General features: G+C 61.2%; 15 protein-coding genes. 11 read left to right on the top strand and 4 right to left on the bottom strand.

What is annotated here, in order from left to right; genetic code table 11:
• The 5 genes from ASN89_RS12285 (at position 1) to ASN89_RS12265 (ending at position 6,009) form a co-directional block, all read left to right on the top strand.
• Positions 1–612, top strand: a complete 612-nt coding sequence (locus ASN89_RS12285; RefSeq protein WP_082127803.1) for a TetR/AcrR family transcriptional regulator — start codon at positions 1–3, stop codon at positions 610–612.
• Positions 613–818: 206 nt separating this feature from the next.
• A complete protein-coding gene (locus ASN89_RS28180) occupies positions 819–1,904 on the top strand; it encodes a Shedu immune nuclease family protein (protein ID WP_035818124.1) in 1,086 nt (361 codons plus the stop codon).
• A 533-nt stretch (positions 1,905–2,437) separates the two neighbouring features.
• Positions 2,438–5,122 carry a magnesium-translocating P-type ATPase gene (mgtA, locus tag ASN89_RS12275; RefSeq protein ID WP_058049453.1) on the top strand — a complete coding sequence of 895 codons (2,685 nt, stop codon included), beginning with the start codon at positions 2,438–2,440 and terminating at the stop codon, positions 5,120–5,122.
• Positions 5,123–5,158: 36 nt separating this feature from the next.
• Positions 5,159–5,500: a hypothetical protein gene (locus ASN89_RS12270; RefSeq protein WP_058049452.1), complete on the top strand. Its 342-nt coding sequence runs from the start codon at positions 5,159–5,161 to the stop codon at positions 5,498–5,500.
• Entirely contained in the window at positions 5,497–6,009 is a 513-nt protein-coding gene (locus ASN89_RS12265) for a ribonuclease HI family protein (protein WP_058049451.1), read from the top strand. The genes ASN89_RS12270 and ASN89_RS12265 overlap by 4 nt, the downstream gene beginning before the upstream one ends.
• Here ASN89_RS12265 and ASN89_RS12260 read toward each other — a convergent pair.
• From ASN89_RS12260 to ASN89_RS12250, 3 genes are all read right to left on the bottom strand, one after another.
• Entirely contained in the window at positions 6,006–7,643 is a 1,638-nt protein-coding gene (locus ASN89_RS12260; protein WP_058049450.1) for a methyl-accepting chemotaxis protein, read from the bottom strand. The genes ASN89_RS12265 and ASN89_RS12260 overlap by 4 nt on opposite strands.
• Before the next feature lie 72 nt (positions 7,644–7,715).
• Positions 7,716–9,323: a methyl-accepting chemotaxis protein gene (locus tag ASN89_RS12255; RefSeq protein ID WP_058049449.1), complete on the bottom strand. Its 1,608-nt coding sequence runs from the start codon at positions 9,321–9,323 to the stop codon at positions 7,716–7,718.
• Between the two features lie 241 nt (positions 9,324–9,564).
• The gene (locus ASN89_RS12250) at positions 9,565–10,056 is read right to left on the bottom strand and encodes a chemotaxis protein CheW (RefSeq protein WP_034752308.1); all 492 of its coding nucleotides are present in this window, start codon (positions 10,054–10,056) and stop codon (positions 9,565–9,567) included.
• A 329-nt stretch (positions 10,057–10,385) separates the two neighbouring features.
• On the opposite strand from ASN89_RS12250, the gene ASN89_RS12245 reads away from it, so the two are divergent.
• The 4 genes from ASN89_RS12245 to ASN89_RS12230 all read left to right on the top strand — a co-directional run bounded on the left by ASN89_RS12245 (position 10,386) and on the right by ASN89_RS12230 (position 14,226).
• Positions 10,386–11,036, top strand: a complete 651-nt coding sequence (locus tag ASN89_RS12245; RefSeq protein ID WP_058049448.1) for an HD domain-containing protein — start codon at positions 10,386–10,388, stop codon at positions 11,034–11,036.
• 119 nt (positions 11,037–11,155) lie between these two features.
• On the top strand, positions 11,156–12,439 hold the full coding sequence (locus ASN89_RS12240) for a TCR/Tet family MFS transporter (protein ID WP_046684946.1): 1,284 nt from the start codon (positions 11,156–11,158) through the stop codon (positions 12,437–12,439).
• Positions 12,440–12,539: 100 nt separating this feature from the next.
• Complete coding sequence (locus ASN89_RS12235; RefSeq protein ID WP_058049467.1) at positions 12,540–13,361, top strand: substrate-binding periplasmic protein; 822 nt, start codon at positions 12,540–12,542, stop codon at positions 13,359–13,361.
• Between the two features lie 7 nt (positions 13,362–13,368).
• Positions 13,369–14,226, top strand: coding sequence for a DMT family transporter (locus ASN89_RS12230; RefSeq protein WP_058049447.1), 858 nt, complete (start codon positions 13,369–13,371; stop codon positions 14,224–14,226).
• Here the strand turns inward: ASN89_RS12230 and ASN89_RS12225 are convergent.
• The gene (locus ASN89_RS12225; RefSeq protein ID WP_058049446.1) at positions 14,223–16,166 is read right to left on the bottom strand and encodes a CocE/NonD family hydrolase; all 1,944 of its coding nucleotides are present in this window, start codon (positions 16,164–16,166) and stop codon (positions 14,223–14,225) included. The genes ASN89_RS12230 and ASN89_RS12225 overlap by 4 nt on opposite strands.
• A gap of 317 nt (positions 16,167–16,483) precedes the next feature.
• Here ASN89_RS12225 and trpS point away from each other — a divergent pair, with 317 nt between their 5' ends.
• Both trpS and ASN89_RS12215 read left to right on the top strand, forming a co-directional pair.
• Positions 16,484–17,560, top strand: a complete 1,077-nt coding sequence (gene trpS / locus ASN89_RS12220) for a tryptophan--tRNA ligase (protein WP_235432960.1) — start codon at positions 16,484–16,486, stop codon at positions 17,558–17,560.
• A gap of 121 nt (positions 17,561–17,681) precedes the next feature.
• On the top strand, positions 17,682–19,271 hold the full coding sequence (locus ASN89_RS12215; protein ID WP_058049445.1) for a pyridoxal-dependent decarboxylase: 1,590 nt from the start codon (positions 17,682–17,684) through the stop codon (positions 19,269–19,271).
• The last annotated feature ends 31 nt before the right edge of the window (positions 19,272–19,302 follow it).

Genomic DNA, 19,302 nt, shown 5'->3' with positions numbered 1-19,302 from the left:
ATGATGAAAAAACGCTCGGCCTCGGCCGATAACATCTGCGCCGTCGCCGTCGTGCACTTTTCCGAGCACGGCTACGACGCTTCGTCCCTCAGCGACATCGCCGAACAGGCGGGCATGCGCAAGGCTTCGCTGTATTCGCACTTCGCCGGCAAGGACGCCCTGTTTCTCGACGTGTTTGCCGACGCGCTGGCCGAGGAACAAGCGTTCATGGATGGCTGCTTCGCCGACGAGGCGGCGCTGGCCGCGCCCGGCGGCCAGCTGGCCGGCGCCCTGTATTGCGACCGCATGGCGCAGCGCTACGCGGAGTCGGCCCATCTGCGCTTCTTGCTGCGCACGGCATATTTGCCGCCTGCAACCCTGCGCATCGAAGTCGGCACGGGCTACGAAGCCTTGCTGGCGCAATTGCAGCAGCATTACGTGGCCAGCCTGGGCCGGCTGGCCCCCGCCCTGCCGCAGCAACGCATCGACCTGTATGCGCAAGCCTACCTGGGCATCGTCGACAGCCTGCACGTGGAACTGATCTACGCGGGCGGCGCCGCGCTGCAGCAGCGTCACGCGGCGTTATGGCAAATATTGTCCGATTCGCTGGCGATGGCGCAAACCAAGATATAAGTTGTACGGAGAAAATTTAGTGCAAATAAATTAAATAGACGATGATTTAGAAAACTCCTATCGACTTCCACTTGTCTAAGGTATTTTGTTGCTCTAATGTGCTGGCTATATAGCGACAGGGTGCCAGTTTTTCAGGTAGCGCTAAAAGCATATTGCTTTGCAAGCAGCTCTACCATGACAACACTAACGACAGGACGAGGTTACCTATGAAAATTAGTGATTTTATTCATCGCTACCCTACTGAACTTGGCCTCAGAACAGATGGAATTTGTCGCGTCAGAACTTTTGTCGATGAACAATTAAATCTGTCCGCGCTGCTAACAGACCTTGATGATAAGAATACCGCCGCATCAATAACAAATGCTATCGAGACAGTATGCGGCTCACTCGTCACAAAAGGAATTGTGCCAAATCAATGCCGTTTCGTAGAGCACTATGAAGCCGATAGCTTGGGGAGCGACAAATTTGATTTAGTCACGTTTACTGAGTCTGGAGTCCCAAAGTGGAAGTCCATTACGCGGGCCAACCTTGAGACTCTAATCGCCTGCGACAAAAGAGAACTAGATACGAAAACTCGAGACGAACCACGCCTACTCAATGAAATTGATCGCTTACGAAATGAAATCGATCCTTTTCTTGATTCCCCATGGCTTGAGTCGCCAGCAGTCACTAAAAGACGTAATGACATCGAATCACGCATGATCAGCAAAAAAATGATCGTTGATCTCGTGGCGCGGGGATCAGGTGAACAAGAACTTCAAAGTATCCTTAAGCAAGACCTCTCAATCTTCGCCGAGGTCTACGCGCAACCAAAGGACGAGTACATTTGTTTTTCCGAATTCCCAGTAGCGGAGGGAGCGGTTGATTTTGCCATTTTTTCAGGCCGGTCTCGAATGGACGTCACACTGTTTGAGATAAAGGGAGCAGAGTTCGATTTGGTAAATAAAGGGCACTACGACAAATTCTCCGCCAAAATTGACATTGCTATTGACCAGATCAGGAAACGGTCAAGACATATCATTGATAACATACAGGAATTCAGGGTGCACACTCATCAAACCCGTCAAAGTGTTGAAGATGGAAAGCTACTTCACAACTCTCTGCTGGGACCTGCCGGGTCGCTTGAAGTTGATCCAGATAAGGACATCAACATACGATTTGTCGTCATAGGAGGGAGAACTCGAGACGATCTCGAGGAAAGCAGAAAGCGCCATGATGTGGAGCGAAGTACTCATCCACCTATACGAGTGGAGTCTTGGGACACTTGGCTGAGAAAAATTAGACGAGAGTAAGAGAATACCCTCCGTTTGCGAGGCACGACATAGCCAACGAAACCCCAAACAACAGCGCGCATGCACTTGCGCGCCTCCTTGACATAGTCCAGTGCTACGCCCTGACAATGGCTAAGCAAGTAAATTCAATTACACATTTCGAGTGCATTTCCACCACCAACATTACACTTTGGAAACCTAAGATTTCTTCAGTTGACACCTGGTCAGCCCATCCATAATATGCCCTCATTATTCATTTACGGAGTCCCACGTGGGTACTTGTTCTAGTGACAGTAGCCGATCTTGTATCGGTGATTGCCTCGGCAGCTAAACAGCAAGCAACGCGGAACTCTCTTTCCTCCGTGCCTTGCTGAGCAAGGTGCGGTGTCTCGTGCGGCCAGTCCGGCTGCGCGCCTCCTCCCTCTTTCCGATCGCGACCGGCTACTGACCCGGATTGCCCGCCTGCGTCATGGTTCGCCATGTTGCGTCGGCGGCACGCAAGTCTTGCCTGCGGCTGCGCCGCCCGTCAACACCTCGCCGTGAAAGGAAGAGCCATGAATCTCTTCACCCGCTTATTCGAATCGTTCCTGCGCAAGCGCCATACGGCCGGCCATTTCCGCCGCCGTGCCATGCCGCTGGAAAACAGCACGGCCCGTCCCGTGCCCGACCACCTGGCGCGCCAGCTGCTGGCGGCCGCCCATGAAGACCTCGACAGCGCGCTGAACCGCCTGCACACGCGCCTGGAAGGCTTGCGCGATGCCGAGGCGCAAGTCATCGGCGCGCAAACGGGGCCGAACGAAGTCGAGCATGAAAAGCCGCTGGCCTGGTACCAGCATCTGTGGCTGTGCTACAAGAATCCGTTCAACCTGCTGCTCACCGTGCTGGCCATCGTTTCCTACCTGACGGAAGACCCGAAGGCGACCATCGTCATCGGCACCATGGTGATTCTCTCGACCCTGCTGCGCTTCGTGCAGGAAGGCCGCTCGAACCGGGCCGCCGAGCGCCTGAAAGCCATGGTCAGCAATACGGCCACCGTGCTGCGCAATGGCCAGCAGATCGAACTGCCCATCCGCCAGCTAGTGCAGGGCGACATCATCGTGCTGTCTGCCGGCGACATGATCCCCGCCGATTGCCGTCTGCTTTCAGCAAAGGACCTGTTCGTCAGCCAGGCCGCCATGACGGGCGAATCCTTGCCGGTGGAAAAGATGGCCGAACTGGCCGACAGCGCAGGCCGCGATCCCATGGACCTGGCCAATCTGCTGTTCATGGGCACGAACGTGATTTCGGGCGCGGCCACGGCGCTGGTACTGGCGACCGGCAATCGCACGTATTTTGGCACTATCGCCACGAGAGTGACGGCCACCGAGCGCACGCCGACGGCGTTCGAAGCGGGCGTGAACAGCGTCAGCTGGCTCTTGATCCGCTTCGCCCTCGTGATGGCGCCGCTCGTGTTCCTCATCAATGGCTGGACCAAGGGCGACTGGATGGAAGCGTTCCTGTTTGCCCTGTCGGTCGCCGTGGGCCTGACGCCGGAAATGCTGCCCATGATCGTCACCAGCACCCTGGCCAAGGGCGCCGTGAAACTGTCGAAAAAGAAAGTCGTCGTGAAACGCCTGGACGCGATTCAGAACTTCGGCGCCATGGATGTGCTGTGCACGGACAAGACGGGCACCTTGACGCAGGACAAGATCGTGCTTGAGCGCCATACGGACGTGTTCGGCCAGCCATCCGATGAAGTGCTGCAATTTGCCTACTTGAACAGCCACTACCAGACGGGCCTCAAAAACCTGCTCGACCGCGCCGTGCTCGACCATGTGGAATTGCAGACGGAAATGCAGCTGGCGCGCGATTACGTGAAAGTCGATGAAATCCCGTTCGATTTCGTGCGCCGCCGCATGTCTGTCGTCGTCTCCGAACGCAACGATCACCATGAACTGATCTGCAAGGGCGCCGTCGAGGAAATCCTCGCCGCCTGCAGCCATCTGCGCCTCGGTGGCGTCAGCATTCCGCTCGATCCTGCGCTGCTGGAAAAGGTGCTGGAAACCACGCATGGCCTCAACGCGGAAGGCTTGCGCGTCGTGGCCGTGGCCGTCAAGGAAGTGCCGCCGCATAAAACCGTGTATGGCGTGGCCGATGAAACGGCGCTGACCCTGATCGGCTACGTGGCCTTCCTCGATCCGCCGAAGGAATCGACGGCGCCTGCCCTGCGCGCGCTGGCAGAACACGGCGTCACCGTGAAAGTGTTGACGGGCGACAACCACCTCGTGACGGCGAAGATTTGCCGCGAAGTGGGCCTGGCCGTGCATGGCGTGCTGCAAGGCCCGCAACTGGACGACATGGACGATGCCACCCTGGCCAAGGCAGCCGAAGACAATACCGTGTTTGCCAAGCTCAGCCCGCTGCACAAGGAACGCCTCGTGCGCGCCCTGCGCGGCAATGGCCATATCGTCGGCTTCATGGGCGACGGCATCAACGACGCGCCCGCCCTGCGCGCGGCCGACATCGGCATTTCCGTCGATTCGGCCGTCGATATCGCCAAGGAAGCGGCCGACATCATCTTGCTGGAAAAAAGCCTGATGGTGCTGGAAGAAGGCGTGCTGGAAGGCCGGCGCACCTTCAGCAACATGCTCAAATACATCCGCATGACGGCCAGCTCGAACTTCGGCAATGTGTTTTCCGTGCTGGTGGCCAGCGCCTTCTTACCGTTTTTGCCCATGCTGCCGCTGCACTTGCTGGTGCAAAACCTGCTGTACGACGTGTCGCAGATCGCCATCCCGTTCGACAATGTCGACGCCGAACTGATCCAGCAGCCGCTGAGCTGGAACCCGCGCGACATCGGCCGCTTCATGGTGTTCTTCGGCCCCATCAGCTCGATTTTCGACATCAGCACGTTTATCCTGATGTGGCATGTGTTCGGCGCCAATACGCCCGAGCAGCAGACGCTGTTCCAGTCCGGCTGGTTCGTCGTGGGGCTGCTGACGCAAACCCTGATCGTGCACCTGATCCGCACGCCCAAGCTGCCCTTCATCGACAGCATCGCGTCCGTGCCCCTGCTGGTAGCCACCACCGCCATCATGGCCGTGGGAGTGTTCCTGCCGATGGGACCGCTGGCGACTTACTTCAAGCTGCAAGCCTTGCCGCTGGGCTATTTCCCCTGGCTGCTGGGCATCCTCGTCTGCTACACGGTGCTGACGACGTTCATGAAACGCGTGTATCTGCGCAAATTCGGCTGGCAATAGTATGATGAGCCGCTCTTTCTCCTCACAAAGGCACGCATGAGCGGCTCCACCCTTTCCAAACGTAATCTCGCCCTGCTGCTGTCGGGTCTCGTGTTTCCCGGCAGCGGGCATTTTGTATTGAAACGCAAGGCGCGCGGCTGCCTCTTCCTCGTGCCGGCCCTGATCGCGCTCGTGATCGTATTGCGCCAGATCATGGCACGTTTGGACCAGGTAATGGCACAGATCGACAACGGCGCCCTGCCACTCGACGTGCAGCTGATCGTGGAAAAAGTCGATGCGCTGTCCGTCAATGACGGCCCGGCCATGACAGTGGCCGTGGGCGTCCTGGTGGCGTGCTGGATAGCCAGCCTCATCGATACCTTCCTGATCAAGCCATGACGGAAGAAGCAGCGGCGCGAAAACTGCGCAAAGAAGCCAAGATGCAGGCGCGCCGCGCGCAGCTGGCGCTCAGCCGCCAGGACCACGGCGGCCCGCTGGCCTGGCGCGGCTGGTTCGACGGTTCCGCCCATCCGAACCCGGGCAAGCTGGGCATAGGCGCCCTGCTGCTGGGGCCGAATAGCGAACGCATCGAAGTGAGCGAGGCGGCCGGTTATGGCAGCAGCAGCGACGCGGAATACGCGGCCCTGACGGCCTTGCTGCAGGCGGCACTGTGCGTGCGCCCGCGGCCCGTGCAACTGCTGCTGTATGGCGACAGCCAAGTGGTGATCAATGACGTGCTGGAAACGACGCCGGTGGGCGCCAAGGGACTGGAAACGCAAAGGGCCACCGTAGTGGCCCTGCTGGAACAATTCACGGATGTGAGCTTGCGCTGGATTCCTCGCCACAGGAATGGCGAGGCGGACCGGCTATCGCAGCTGGCGATTACCGGCTGGGTGGAGAAAGATTAAGCGGCGCGGCCGATCCGCAATGCTTCCTTCGGCTCTTTCGCCACCGGACGCTTCATCCCCTTCAAACCGCTGACACTGGCCTGCTGCCCATTCAGCTTGAATACGCTCACCACTTGCGCCAGGTTATGCGCCTGGTGCTGCATCGATTCGGCGGCCGCCGCCGACTCTTCCACCAGCGCCGCATTTTGCTGTGTCACGGCATCCATCTGGCCGATGGCGCGGTTGATCTCGTCGATTCCCACGCTTTGCTCGCTGCTGGCCGCCGTGATTTCCGTGATGATGTCGCTCACGCGCTGCACACTGTCGACGATATCGGTCATGGTCGAACCGGCTTGCGCCACCAGCATGCTGCCCGCGTTGACTTGCTCGACCGACGCGCCGATCAGGGTCTTGATTTCCTTCGCGGCCGAAGCGGAACGCTGTGCCAGGTTGCGCACTTCGGAGGCCACGACGGCAAAACCGCGACCCTGCTCACCCGCGCGCGCCGCTTCCACGGCCGCGTTCAGGGCCAGGATATTCGTCTGGAAGGCGATGCCATCGATGACACTAATGATGTCGACGATCTTGTTCGACGAGGCGTTGATCGATTCCATTGTGCCCACCACCTGCGCCACGACTTCGCCACCCTTGACGGCCACTTGCGCCGCCGACGCCGCCAACTGGTTGGCCTGGCGCGCATTGTCCGCATTCTGTTTCACGGTGCTGGTCAGTTCTTCCATCGACGACGCCGTTTCTTCCAGCGAACCTGCCTGCTCTTCCGTGCGGGACGACAGGTCCTGGTTGCCGGCGGCAATTTGCGTCGACGAGGTCGCGATGCTGTCCGTGCCCGTACGCACTTCGCTGACGATGTTGAGCAGGCTCGTGTTCATGTCCTTCAACGCTTGCAGCAATTGCCCCGTTTCATCCTTGGCGCTGGCGTCGATCTGCGCCGTCAAGTCGCCATCGGCCACCTTGCGGGCAATGTCCACGGCCGTGCGCAGGGGACGCACGATGCCCATCGTCAACAACCAGGCGCAGACGACGCCAAAGCCCAGCGCCAGCACGGCCAGGGTCAGCAGCAGGTTGCGGCTCGTCTTGGCGACCTCGTCGATCTCGCGCGCCGTCGTGTCGATGCTGGCGCGCTGGTGCTGCAGCATGTCGTTGACCACTTTCAAGTATTTCGTCGAGCCGGGCACGAAGACGCCCTTGAAAGCTTGCTCCGCTTCCGCTTCCTGTCCATCCGCCTTCAGCTTCGACACTTGCGCGCGCGAATCGAGGTAGACCTTGCGCTGTTCGCTCACGAGGCGGAACAACTCCTTTTCTTCCGGGCTGGAAATCAAGGCTTCGATTTTCTTTTGCAATTCGCCCGAGACCACCGACGATTGCTTGGCTTCTTCCGCAAAATACGCGCCCAAGGTCGTGTCGCTGCTGCGCGCGATGGCCGTGGTGCGGCGCACGCCGCTGTCGATCTTGGCGTACCAGTCGGAAATATAGCGTTCCTTCGCCAACGGCAATTCCATCATGGTGCGCGTGGCCATGGCCACGTCATGCAAGCGCCACACGCTGATGCCCGTGATGAGCATGGAAAACAGCAAGATCACGGCAAAACCCAGGCCGAGGCGCACACCGATACTGACGTTTCTTAACAAATTCATGTGAATATCCTAAAAAAGCGGAACCAGACTATATAAAAGGGTTGCGGCTGCTCGGGGCAGCCGCGGCTGCCATCAGCGTGTGCCGATGCGCAAGGCGGTTTGCGGCGCCGCCGGGCGTTTGGGCGCCAGCTGGCCGTTCAATTTAAAGACGCTGACGACCTGCGCCAGGTTGTGCGCCTGGTGCTGCATCGATTCGGCGGCCGCCGCCGACTCTTCCACCAGCGCCGCATTTTGCTGTGTCACGGCATCCATCTGGCCGATGGCGCGGTTGATCTCGTCGATGCCCACGCTTTGCTCGCTGCTGGCTGCCGTGATTTCCGTGATGATGTCGCTCACGCGCTGCACACTGTCGACGATATCGTTCATGGTCGAACCGGCTTGCGCCACCAGCATGCTGCCCGCGTTGACTTGCTCGACCGACGCGCCGATCAGGGTCTTGATTTCCTTCGCGGCCGAAGCGGAACGCTGTGCCAGGTTGCGCACTTCGGAGGCCACGACGGCAAAGCCGCGGCCCTGCTCACCCGCGCGCGCCGCTTCCACGGCCGCGTTCAGGGCGAGGATATTCGTCTGGAAGGCGATGCCATCGATGACGGAAATGATGTCGACGATCTTGTTCGACGAAGCGTTGATCGATTCCATCGTGCCCACCACTTGCGCCACGACTTCGCCGCCCTTGACGGCCACTTGCGCGGCCGACGCCGCCAACTGGTTGGCCTGGCGCGCATTGTCCGCATTCTGCTTCACGGTGCTGGTCAGCTCTTCCATCGACGACGCCGTTTCTTCCAGGGAACCTGCCTGCTCTTCCGTGCGGGACGACAAGTCCTGGTTGCCGGCGGCAATCTGCGTCGAGGACGTGGCGATGCTGTCCGTGCCGCTGCGTACTTCGCCGACGATGTTGAGCAGGCTCGTGTTCATGTCCTTCAACGCTTGCAGCAATTGCCCCGTTTCATCCTTGGCGCTGGCGTCGATCTGCGCCGTCAAGTCGCCATCGGCCACCTTGCGCGCCACTTCCACGGCCGTGCGCAGGGGGCGCACGATGCCCATCGTCAAGACCCACGCGCAGATGACGCCAAAAGCCAGCGCCAGCGCGGCCAGCACCAGCATCAGGTTGCGGCTGGTATTGGCGACGGCGTCGATCTCGCGCGCCGTTGTGTCGATGCTGGCGCGCTGGTGTTCCAGCAAGTCCAGCACCATCTTCTGGTACTTGGCGGCGGCCGGCACGAAGGTCTTTTCAAACACCTCGTTGGCGGCATCGACCTGTGCTTCGCCCTTCAGCTTGTAGACCTGGTCGCGCGAACCGATGTACACCTTGCGCTGTTCCAGCAAGCCCGCGAACATGGCTTTTTCTTCCGGCTTGTCGATCAGTGCCTCGATTTTCTTTTGCAGTTCGGCCGAGCTGGACGACGAGACTTTCGATTCTTCGGCGAAATAGCCGCTGAGCGAGGTATCGCTGCTGCGGGCAATGGCGATGGTGCGGCGCACGGCGCTGTCGATACGGCCATACCAGTCGGAAATATAGCGTTCCTTCGCCAGCGGCTGCTCCATCATGACGCGCGTGGCGCTGGCCACGTCGTGCAGGCGCCAGACGCTGATGCCCGTAATGAGCATGGAAAACAGCAAGATCACGGCAAAACCGAGTCCAAGGCGGACACCGATGCTGACGTTGCGTAATACATTCATGTGACTATCCTAAAAAGCCCCGACGCCAGCATGCCGAATGGCTGATGGCATCCCTTTGGCGCGCACTGGCTGGCTGCGGTATCAAAGCGGGCGTGAAAAAGTGAAACCAAAGTGAAACTGGCGCACGGTTCGGCTGAACCGTGCGCCAGGAAAGGCGCTAGCGTGCGCCTTGTACAAAAAGCAAACAATGCTTGGGGTCAATTATTTCCGATAAACTTGGCCTGCTGGCCTGCAGCAAGACTCAAGCGGCTAGTTTTTCGATCAAGCCCATGTCGGCGCTGGACATCAGCTGGTCGATATCGACCAGGATCAGCATGCGCTCGTCGATGGTGCCCAGGCCGATCACGTATTCCGTGTTGATCGAACGGCCCATGTCCGGCGCCGGCTTGATCTGTTCCGGCATCAGGGTGGTGACGTCGGAGACGCGGTCGACGACCATGCCGACGACGCGGTTGCCGATGTTGAGGATGATGACAACGGTGAACTGGTCATAGCTGGGCGTGCCCAGGTTGAATTTGATGCGCATGTCGACGATGGGCACGATGATGCCGCGCAGGTTGACCACACCCTTGACGAACTCGGGGGCGTTGGCGATGCGGGTCGGCGTTTCATAGCTGCGGATTTCGCTGACTTTCTGAATGTCGATGCCATATTCTTCCTGGCCCAGGGTAAAGGCCAGGTATTCGGCAGCCTTGGCAACGGTTGCGCCAGTGTCGCTGGAATTGGTGTTCATGATAATCCTTTCGTTAACTCGCCTGGGGCGCAGGCCAGGGCGCGCTGCATGCAAGCCCTGGATGTGACGCGCCAAGCACGATGGAATGGCTGCCACTTGTATGTTTTTGCAAATACTTTCTCGCAATTAGCTTATGCTTCTAATTTCCGTGCGGCAATGTTACCCCATGTAAATTTTACATGCACTAAAAAAGAGCATTCGTCTGACTGGCGCTTTCCAAAAATACAATTTATGTGGCAAATACGGCACGCCGAAGTGCCGGGCGTCCCGCCGCACGCGGCGGCGTTTTATGCCACACTGGCGGCCCCTGCTTTTTACAACGTTGAACCATGCATTCTTTGCTTTCCCAATGGCAGCCACGCCTGCTGGCGCTGGCCACGGCCGGCCTGGGCGATGACAGCGCCCACGACATCAACCATCTGCACCGTGTCTGGCGCAACGCCAGCGTCCTGCTGCAGGAATATGCGCAAGCCGACGCCCTCACGGTGATGGCCGCCTGCTATCTGCACGACCTGGTCAACTTGCCGAAAAACCACCCCGAGCGCCACCTGGCCTCGCGCCAGGCGGCAGCGCTGGCTTGCCGCCAGCTGGCCGAACTGGATTTCCCGGCAGAAAAATTGGCCGGCGTGGCCCACGCCATCGAGACGCACAGCTTTTCCGCCAACCTGCCGCCGCACACCATCGAAGCGCAAATCGTGCAGGATGCCGACCGCATCGACGCGCTGGGCGCCGTGGGACTGGCGCGCCTGTTCTATACGGCCGCGCGCATGGATAGCGCGCTGGCGCATGGCAGCGACCCGCTGGCCGCGCATCGCCCGCTCGACGACAAGGCCTACGCACTCGACCATATCGTCACCAAGCTCGACAAGCTGCCCGGCAAGATGCAGACGGCGGCGGGCCGCGCGCTGGCTGAACAACGGCTGGCCGTGCTGACGGATTTCCGCGCCGCCTTTGCGGACGAATGGGGCGCGGGCGCATAAACCTGGTGGCGATAGCCAGCAGCGCGCATGCTGTCTATAATGCAAGGCTCAGCTATCGCGCCGCGCGCCAGCAGAAAACTGCAGGACGCCGGCGCAATACCAACGCGCCGAAAGCATGCATGTCCGATAAAACCAGCCCCGACAGCCATTCCCCGTCCTCGTCCGCAGCGCCCGCGCGCGCCGGCAACCTCAATTTCATCCTCGTCTGCGTCTTCATCGATATGCTGGGCATCGGCCTGGTGGTGCCCGTGCTGCCCATCCTGATCGGCGACTTTGTCGACGGCAAGGATGCGCAGGCGTTCTGGTACGGCATCATGGCAGCCGTTTTTGGCTTGCTGCAATTCATCTTCATGCCCATGCTGGGCGCCATCAGCGACCGCGTGGGACGCCGTCCCGTACTGCTGTATTCGATGGCCGGCATGGGCGTCAACTTTCTCGCCACGGGCTGGGCGCCCAACCTGGCCTGCCTGTTCATCGGCCGCATCATCGGCGGCGTCTCGTCGGCCAGCATGTCGGTCGCGTCCGCCTACGCCTCCGACATTTCCACGCCCGAGAACCGCGCCAAGAGCTTCGGCAAGATCGGTGCCGCCTTTGGCCTGGGCTTCATTTGCGGTCCCATGCTGGGCGGCCTGCTGGGCGAGATCAATCTGCACCTGCCGTTTTACGTGGCGGCGGGCCTGTCGGCGGCCAATTTCATCTACGGCTATTTCTGCGTGCCCGAGTCGCTGCAGCCGGGTCCGCGCGCGCCCTTCACCCTGGCCCGCATCAACCCGTTTGCCGCCCTGCTGAAACTGGTACGCCGCGTGGAAATCCGCGGCCTGGTGCTGGCCTTCGGCCTGATGACGTTTGCGCAAATGATGCTCAACACCACGTGGGTGCTGTACACGCACTTCCGCTTCGACTGGACGCCGCGCCAGAACGGCATCGCCCTGTTCTGCGTGGGCCTGTGCGCGGCCGTCGTGCAGGCGGGCTTGCTGGGCATACTCATCAAGCGCTTTGGCGAAGTGCGCTTGTCCTTGCTGGGCATGGCGTCGGGCGCCCTCACCTACCTGCTGTACGGCATGGCCACGCAAGGCTGGATGATGTATGCGCTGATCCTGTGCAACTTGCTGGCCTTTGCCGCCGGCCCGGCCCTGCAAGGCATCATCTCGAAGTCATCGAACGCCGGCGAACAGGGGGAACTGATGGGTTCACTGCAATCGATCAGCAGCCTGGGCATCATCATCATGCCTTTGCTCGGCAGCATGATCCTCGGCGAAGTGAGCCATTTGCCGCCGCAGGACTGGCGCATCGGCAGCACCTTCTACCTGTGCGCCATCATGCAAACCCTGGGCATCGTGGTGGCCTGGCGCTACTTCAAGGCGCAACGCCAGGCAAGACTGATGGTTTCCACCACAAAGTAGCCGGCGGCATAATATTGCATTTGAGAAATAAATAGGCGAGAATGGGATAATCAGCGGGGCGTTACCGACGCCCGGCATTCGATGGCAAGCAAGGATGGGTATGACTGACTTTTATTCCAGCGCCTGGCGCCGAGCCATGGCCATGCTGGCGCTGGCGCTGCCGTCCCTGGCCGGCGCGCAATGCTCGCGCGACATCCAGGTGCCCGTTTCCGCCATCGGCGCCAGCGTGGTGATCAACGGCGCCAGCATCGGCGGCATCTATCCCGACTTGCTGCGCAGCATGGGCGCCAAGCTCGGCTGCAATTTCATCTTCACGGCCGTGCCGCGCGCGCGCCTGGAAGCGATGTTCGAGGCGGGCAAGGCCGATATGCTGATACCCGCCAGCAGCACGCCGCGGCGCGACCAGCATGGCCTGTTCATCCCCCTGATGGGCAACCGGCCCCTGCTGATCTCGCTGCAAGGCGCGCGCGCGCCCATCAACACCATGCAGGAACTGATCGAGCGGCGCGAACTGCGCGTGGCGCTCGTGCGCGGCTACGACTATGGCGTGTCTTACCAGGCGCTGGCGAAGGAACTGAGCAGCCAGGGACGCCTGTTCTACGAAGTCGACGCGCTCTCCGTGGCGCGCCTGATGCAAAGCGGCTTCATCGACGCCACCATCATGAGCCCCACCATCCTGGCCGGCGTGGCGCAAAACGATGCGCGCGTGTATGGCCTGGCAGACCGCCTGCGCCTGGAGGCCTTGCCGGAATTGCCGTGGGGTATGAGCGGCGCCTACCTGTCGCGCAAGTCGCTGACGGCGGAAGACCAGGCCACCTTGCGCGAACTGCTGGAAAAAGCTGGCCGCTCGGGTACCCTGATGGAGGGTTTCCAGCGCCATCACCGCCAGGAACTGTTGTCGCAGAGCATACGCCCCCGATAAGGCCCGCATGTCCGGTTTCGTCGTCGCCGTCGTCCTGTTTGCCGCCCTGCTGCACGCCAGCTGGAACGCCATCGTCAAGTCGGGCAAGGATACCTTTCTCAGCACAGTGCTCGTCTCCGTCGGCGCGGCCCTGATCTCGCTGGCCGTGCTGCCCTTCGTCGATGCTCCCGCGCCCGCCAGCTGGCCCTATCTGGCCGCCTCGGCCGTGGCGCAGCTGGCCTATTATTCTCTGCTGGCGGCCGCCTACAAGGCCGGCGACATGAGCCATGCCTACCCCCTGATGCGCGGCAGCGCGCCGCTCATCGTGGCGCTGGCCAGCTGGCCGCTGATCGGCGAGCGCCTGTCCGCCATGCAGATGGGCGCTGTCGCCTGCATCTGCGCGGGCATCCTTGGCCTGTATGTTGCCGCGCGCCGGCCCGCCACGCCTGGCGCCACGAAACAAACAGGGCGCGCCACCGCCTTTGCGCTGGGCAACGCCTGCGTCATCGCCAGCTATACCCTGATCGACGGCATCGGCGTACGCCTGTCCGGCGCGCCGTCCGCCTACACCATGTGGATTTTCGTCTTGAACGGAACGGGACTGCTGCTGTGGACGGCGTTGCGCCGCCCCGCCGACTTGCTTGCCTATGCGCAAACGCAATGGCGCCTGGCCGCCTTTGGCGGTTTCGGCACCCTCGCTTCGTATGGCCTGGCCCTGTGGGCCATGACGCAGGCGCCTGTGGCCGCCATCGCGGCCCTGCGCGAAACGTCGATTTTGTTCGCCATCGCCATTGCGGCCCTGTTCCTGCGCGAAAAAATCAGCCCCCGCCGCTACCTGTCCATCGCCCTGATCGCGGCGGGGGCCATCCTCATGCGGGCCGGCTAGCGGGCGTCGAGCGGCGCAATCGGCAACTCGATCGCGCTGGCCGCCCCTGCCGCGTGGTACACGCGCTGCGTCGCCTTTTTATAATCGCCAGGCTGGGCCAGGAAGATGTTCGGCACGAAGGTTTGCGGGTTGCGGTCGTACAGCGGAAACCAGCTCGACTGCACTTGCACGGCGATGCGATGGCCGGGCAGGAAGACGTGATTGGCGTTCGGCAAGGCGAAACGGTAGCGTTCGACCTTGCCGGCTGGAATCGCCGTCGGGTGCTCGAAGCTGTCGCGGTAGCGGCCACGGAAGATATCCATCGCCACGCCCAATTGATAGCCGCCCATGGCCGGCTGCGACGGCACTTCGTCCGGATACACGTCGATCAGCTTGACCACCCAGTCGGCATCCGTGCCGCTGGTGGCGGCGAACAGGTTCACCATCGGTGCGCCGGCGATGCGCACGGCCGTCTTCAACGGTTCGGAAACATAGCTGAGCACATCCGTGCGGTCCGCATAGCCGCGCTGGTCGCTGACCAGCCAGGGTTTCCACTGATCGCCATCGCCGAGGCGCACGGGACGCGCCACGAACGGTACGGGCTTGGCCGGATCGGCCACATATTCGTCGGATGCGCCTTCAGCCGCATTCGCAACGCCCGATGGCGCCGCAAAGCCCAGCTTGTAGCCATCCTGCAGGTAGATCGGCGTCAGCTTGGTGTCGCAGGTCTCGCAAGCCAGCGGCCACTGCTGCAGGCGCTGCCACTGGTTCGTGCCGCTCTGGTACGACACCACGGGCGCCGTGTTCGCTTCCGGCGCGCCATCCTTCAGGTATTGATTGAGGAATGGCTGCATGACTTTTTCGCGGAACTGGCGCGCCGTATCGCCGTCAAATTTCAGGGCGCCCAGGGTCGAACCTTCATAGTTGACGCCGCTGTGACGCCACGGCCCCACCGCCAGGTAATTAAGATTGTTGCGCTTGTCGCGCCCTTCCATCGCCGCGTAGGTGGCATAGGCGCCATAGATGTCTTCCTGGTCCCACTGTCCTACCACGTGCATGGTGGGCACGATCAGCGGACGCTTGGCGAGGATCTTGTCGAGCGCCTGTTCCTGCCAGTAACTGTCGTAGGCCGGGTGCTCGAACAGCTTTTTCGTGTACGTCAGCTTGTCGATGCCGAATTTCTTCGCATAGTCGCCAGCCGAGCCGATGCGCAGATACGCTTCGTAATCGTCGTACACGCCCAGCACGGGCGATTCGGCGCTGCCGCGCACGCTCGTCTGCCACGCCAGGTAAGACAAGCTCGGCATGCGGAAGGCGCCGTTATGGAACCAGTCGTCGCCGCGCCAGCCATCGACCATGGCGCTCATGGGAATGGCCACCTTCAGCGCCGGATGCGGGTCGACCAGGGCCATCAGCACCGTATGCCCTTCGTACGAGGAGCCCAGCATGCCCACCTTGCCATTACTTTCCGGAATATTCTTCGACAGCCAGTCGATGGTGTCCCACGCATCAGTGACGTTATCGACTTTGGTATTGTTGAGCGGGCCGCGCACGGGACGCGTCATGACGTAATCGCCTTCGGAACCATGCTTGCCGCGCACGTCCTGGAACACGCGGATGTAGCCATTTTCCACCAGGGTATCGTCGCCCTGCGGCAAGGTGGCCAGCATGCTGGCGCTGGTGGCGCGCTGGGCGCGGCGGGCCGCGTTGTACGGCGTGCGCGTGAGCATGATGGGCGCCCGTTTGGCGTCTTTCGGCACGACGATCACCGTGTACAGCTTGACGCCGTCGCGCATGGGAATCATCACCACGCGTTTGACGTAATCATTGACATCGGGCATGACCAGCTTGGCGCCGATATCGGGCGCCATCGGCGGCGTTTGCGCCAGCACGGGTGCAGCAAACAGGGAACTGATAACCAAGGCCAGGCCGGTGAGCCGGACGGGGGACGACACGCGCATACTGTTCTCCAATGGATTCATGCCACGCAAAAGTGGCCGAACGGCAATAATACCCTTAAAGCAAGTTCCGCAGTAGGCCAGTCTCTGACGCAGCGCAGCAGATAAATCGGGGCGCAACTTGACAGAACGCGCCCGAACTGCAACCATAACGCCATGAAATTTATCCCGTCACAACACGCCTGCTTGAATTGGTGGTCCCGCTCACTTTCGCGCGGCCACTGCATAGTGATGTGAATTTGATCCACGCCGCCTCGATCGGTGGCGTAACAGGCTCAGCCTGGATCATCCCCGATGCAGGCGGCTCAAAAGGAAACTTGATGAGCTTGCCTAACACCCCAGATACCCAAGACCAGAACGACGCACCGGCGGCACCGCTGTCGGCCGCCGCCATCGCTTCGCAATCCGTGATCCTGACGGGCGACCGCCCGACCGGTCCCTTGCACTTGGGCCACTACGTGGGCAGTTTGCGCGACCGCGTCAGCTACCAGAACAGCTACAAGCAATTCATCATGCTGGCCGACGCGCAGGCGCTGACGGACAATATGGACGACATCGACAAGGTGCACCGCAATGTCGTCGAAGTGGCGCTCGACTACCTGGCCGTCGGCATCGACCCGAGCAAGACTACCGTGTTCATCCAGTCGCAAATCCCGGAACTGGCCGAGCTGACCTTTTACTACCTGAACATCGTCACCGTGGCGCGCCTTGAGCGCAACCCCACCGTCAAGGAAGAAATCCGCCTGCGCGGCTTCGAGCGCGACATTCCAGCCGGCTTTTTGACCTATCCTGCCAGCCAGGCGGCCGACATCACGGCCTTCAAGGCGGGCGTGGTGCCTGTGGGCGAAGACCAGATCCCGATGATCGAGCAAACGAATGAAATCGTGCGCCGCTTCAACCGCATGTACAACCGCGAAGTGCTAATGGAATGCAAGGCGCTGGTACCGGACATCGGCCGCCTGCCCGGCATCGACGGCAAGGCGAAGATGAGCAAGTCGTTGGGCAACACCATCAACCTGGGCGCGACCTCGGCCGAAATCACGGCCGCCGTGAAAAAAGTCTATACCGACCCGCTGCACCTGCGCGTGGAAGACCCGGGCCACCTGGAAGGCAATATCGCGTTTACCTATCTGGACGCGTTTGATCCGGAAAAAGCCGCGCTGGCGGAAATGAAAGCCCATTACGTGCGCGGCGGCCTGGGCGACAGCATCGTCAAGAAACGCCTGGACGTGGTCTTGCAGGAAATGCTGGCGCCGATCCGTGCCCGCCGCGAAGAGTTCGCCAAGGACAAGGGGCAAGTCATCCAGATGCTGAAAGAAGGCACGTTCCGCGCACGCGAAGTGGCGGCCCGCACGGCCGATGAAGTCAAGGCGGCGCTGGGCCTCAACTACTTCTGATCACAGACACTGATAGCAAACTGATGCGCTCAGGCGGAGTCGGGTAAAATCCCGCTTCAGCCTGGGTGCGATGCATTTTTGTCACCGTGGCACCCGCAATCCGTAGAGAAGACAAGGCGCCATGACCGATACCCCTATCGAACAGCTGCTGCTGCAGCATTTTTCCATCGATGCGCTGCAACAGGCACCCGCGCCCTTGCAGCAAGCCTTGCGCATGCTGGGCGGCTGGCTGGCCGCAGAACGCGACACGCCCTATCCGCACACGCCGTATGCGGAACTGCTGACGCAACTGTCCGACACCAGCCTGCCCGCACATGGCATGGCCGTGGCGGATTTCCTGCAAGAACTCGACACCACCGTGCTGGCCAATACGGCCCAGCTGAACCACCCGCAATACATCGGCCACATGACGCAGGCCCTGCCGTGGATCAGCGTGCTGGCCGAAGCGTTTACAGCCACCTTGAACCAGAACCAGGTCAAGATCGAGACGGCGTACGTGTCGACCCTGATCGAAAAACAGATCCTCGGCTGGCTGCACCGCCAGGTCTACCAGCAGCCCGATCATGTCTACACGCAAGCGATGGCGGCCACCAGCGGCGCGCTGGGCAATGTCGTCAATGGCGGCACCATGGGCAACTTGACGGCCCTGGCCGTGGCGCTGGAGCAGCAACTGCCCGGCACGCGCAAGCGGGGGCTGTTTGCCGCCATGCAGGATTCTAGCCACGCGGGGCTTGCCGTGATCGGCTCGGCCCGCAGTCATTATTCCGTGAAGAAGGCGCTGGCAACCTTGGGCCTCGGTGAAAACGCCTTGCAGCTGGTGGCCGTCGACCGCGACAACCGCATCGACGTGGCCGCGCTGGAAGAGACGATTGCCGATTTAAAATTGCGCAGGATCAAGGTCGTCGCCATGATAGGCATCGCCGGCACGACGGAAACAGGCGCCATCGACCCGCTGGCCGCCATGGCGGCCATTGCCGCGCGAGAAAGCATCTGGTTCCATGTGGATGCGGCCTGGGGCGGCGCCCTCCTGATCGCGGAACAGTACCGCGCGCTGTACGACGGCATTGCCCTGGCCGACTCCGTCGTCATCGACGGGCATAAATTGCTGTGGGTGCCGATGGCGCAAAGCATGGTGCTGTTCAAGGATAGCGCCAGCCTGAACTTGCTGAAGCACAACGCCAACTACATCTTGCGCGACAACTCGGGCGACCTGGGCCAGACGTCGCTGGAGGGCTCGCGCCGCTTTGACGCCTTGAAACTGTGGACCTCGTTCAAGGTGCTCGGTGTGTCCGGCTACACGACCTTGCTGCAGCAGGCGGCCACCCTGTCCGGCCAGTTGCAGGATTTGCTGGCCGACCAGCAGGATTTCGAACTCGTCACGCGCTCGGACACCTTTATTCTGACCTACCGCTACGTGCCGGCGCACTTGCGCCAGCGCATGGAGGCCTTCCTGGCCGGCGGCCAGGTGGAGGCCGCCATCGAACTGAACAAGCAGCTGAACACGCTCAACGCCAAGCTGCAAAACCGGCAAAAGGAGCAAGGCCACAGCTTCGTGTCGCGCACGGTACTGGAATCGACGCGCTACCCTGGCCCCACCAATGTGCTGCGCGTAGTCATGACCAACGTCAGGACGCGCCCCCGCCACCTGCGCGCCATCCTGGCCGAACAGCGGGCCATCGGCCAGGCACTGGTGGCGGAACTGGGCTTGTAAGGAACTACCCACCCATCAGCCTTGACTGGAT

The organism is Janthinobacterium sp. Ant5-2-1 (assembly GCF_001445815.1).
GTDB classification, from domain to species: Bacteria; Pseudomonadota; Gammaproteobacteria; order Burkholderiales; family Burkholderiaceae_D; genus Janthinobacterium; species Janthinobacterium lividum_E.
Note: the sequence above shows the minus strand (reverse complement) of the source record. Positions and strands in the feature narration are given on the sequence as shown.

Excerpts from the sequence above, each read along its gene's own strand:
- ASN89_RS12245 (WP_058049448.1), top strand. The coding sequence starts at position 10,386 with ATGCATTCTTTGCTTTCCCAATGGCAGCCACGCCTGCTGGCGCTGGCC.
- ASN89_RS12250 (WP_034752308.1), bottom strand. The coding sequence starts at position 10,056 with ATGAACACCAATTCCAGCGACACTGGCGCAACCGTTGCCAAGGCTGCC.
- ASN89_RS12215 (WP_058049445.1), top strand. The coding sequence starts at position 17,682 with ATGACCGATACCCCTATCGAACAGCTGCTGCTGCAGCATTTTTCCATC.
- ASN89_RS12255 (WP_058049449.1), bottom strand. The coding sequence starts at position 9,323 with ATGAATGTATTACGCAACGTCAGCATCGGTGTCCGCCTTGGACTCGGT.
- trpS (WP_235432960.1), top strand. The coding sequence starts at position 16,484 with ATGAGCTTGCCTAACACCCCAGATACCCAAGACCAGAACGACGCACCG.
- mgtA (WP_058049453.1), top strand. The coding sequence starts at position 2,438 with ATGAATCTCTTCACCCGCTTATTCGAATCGTTCCTGCGCAAGCGCCAT.
- ASN89_RS12230 (WP_058049447.1), top strand. The coding sequence starts at position 13,369 with ATGTCCGGTTTCGTCGTCGCCGTCGTCCTGTTTGCCGCCCTGCTGCAC.
- ASN89_RS12225 (WP_058049446.1), bottom strand. The coding sequence starts at position 16,166 with ATGCGCGTGTCGTCCCCCGTCCGGCTCACCGGCCTGGCCTTGGTTATC.
- ASN89_RS12260 (WP_058049450.1), bottom strand. The coding sequence starts at position 7,643 with ATGAATTTGTTAAGAAACGTCAGTATCGGTGTGCGCCTCGGCCTGGGT.
- ASN89_RS12240 (WP_046684946.1), top strand. The coding sequence starts at position 11,156 with ATGTCCGATAAAACCAGCCCCGACAGCCATTCCCCGTCCTCGTCCGCA.
- ASN89_RS28180 (WP_035818124.1), top strand. The coding sequence starts at position 819 with ATGAAAATTAGTGATTTTATTCATCGCTACCCTACTGAACTTGGCCTC.
- ASN89_RS12265 (WP_058049451.1), top strand. The coding sequence starts at position 5,497 with ATGACGGAAGAAGCAGCGGCGCGAAAACTGCGCAAAGAAGCCAAGATG.
- ASN89_RS12270 (WP_058049452.1), top strand. The coding sequence starts at position 5,159 with ATGAGCGGCTCCACCCTTTCCAAACGTAATCTCGCCCTGCTGCTGTCG.
- ASN89_RS12285 (WP_082127803.1), top strand. The coding sequence starts at position 1 with ATGATGAAAAAACGCTCGGCCTCGGCCGATAACATCTGCGCCGTCGCC.
- ASN89_RS12235 (WP_058049467.1), top strand. The coding sequence starts at position 12,540 with ATGACTGACTTTTATTCCAGCGCCTGGCGCCGAGCCATGGCCATGCTG.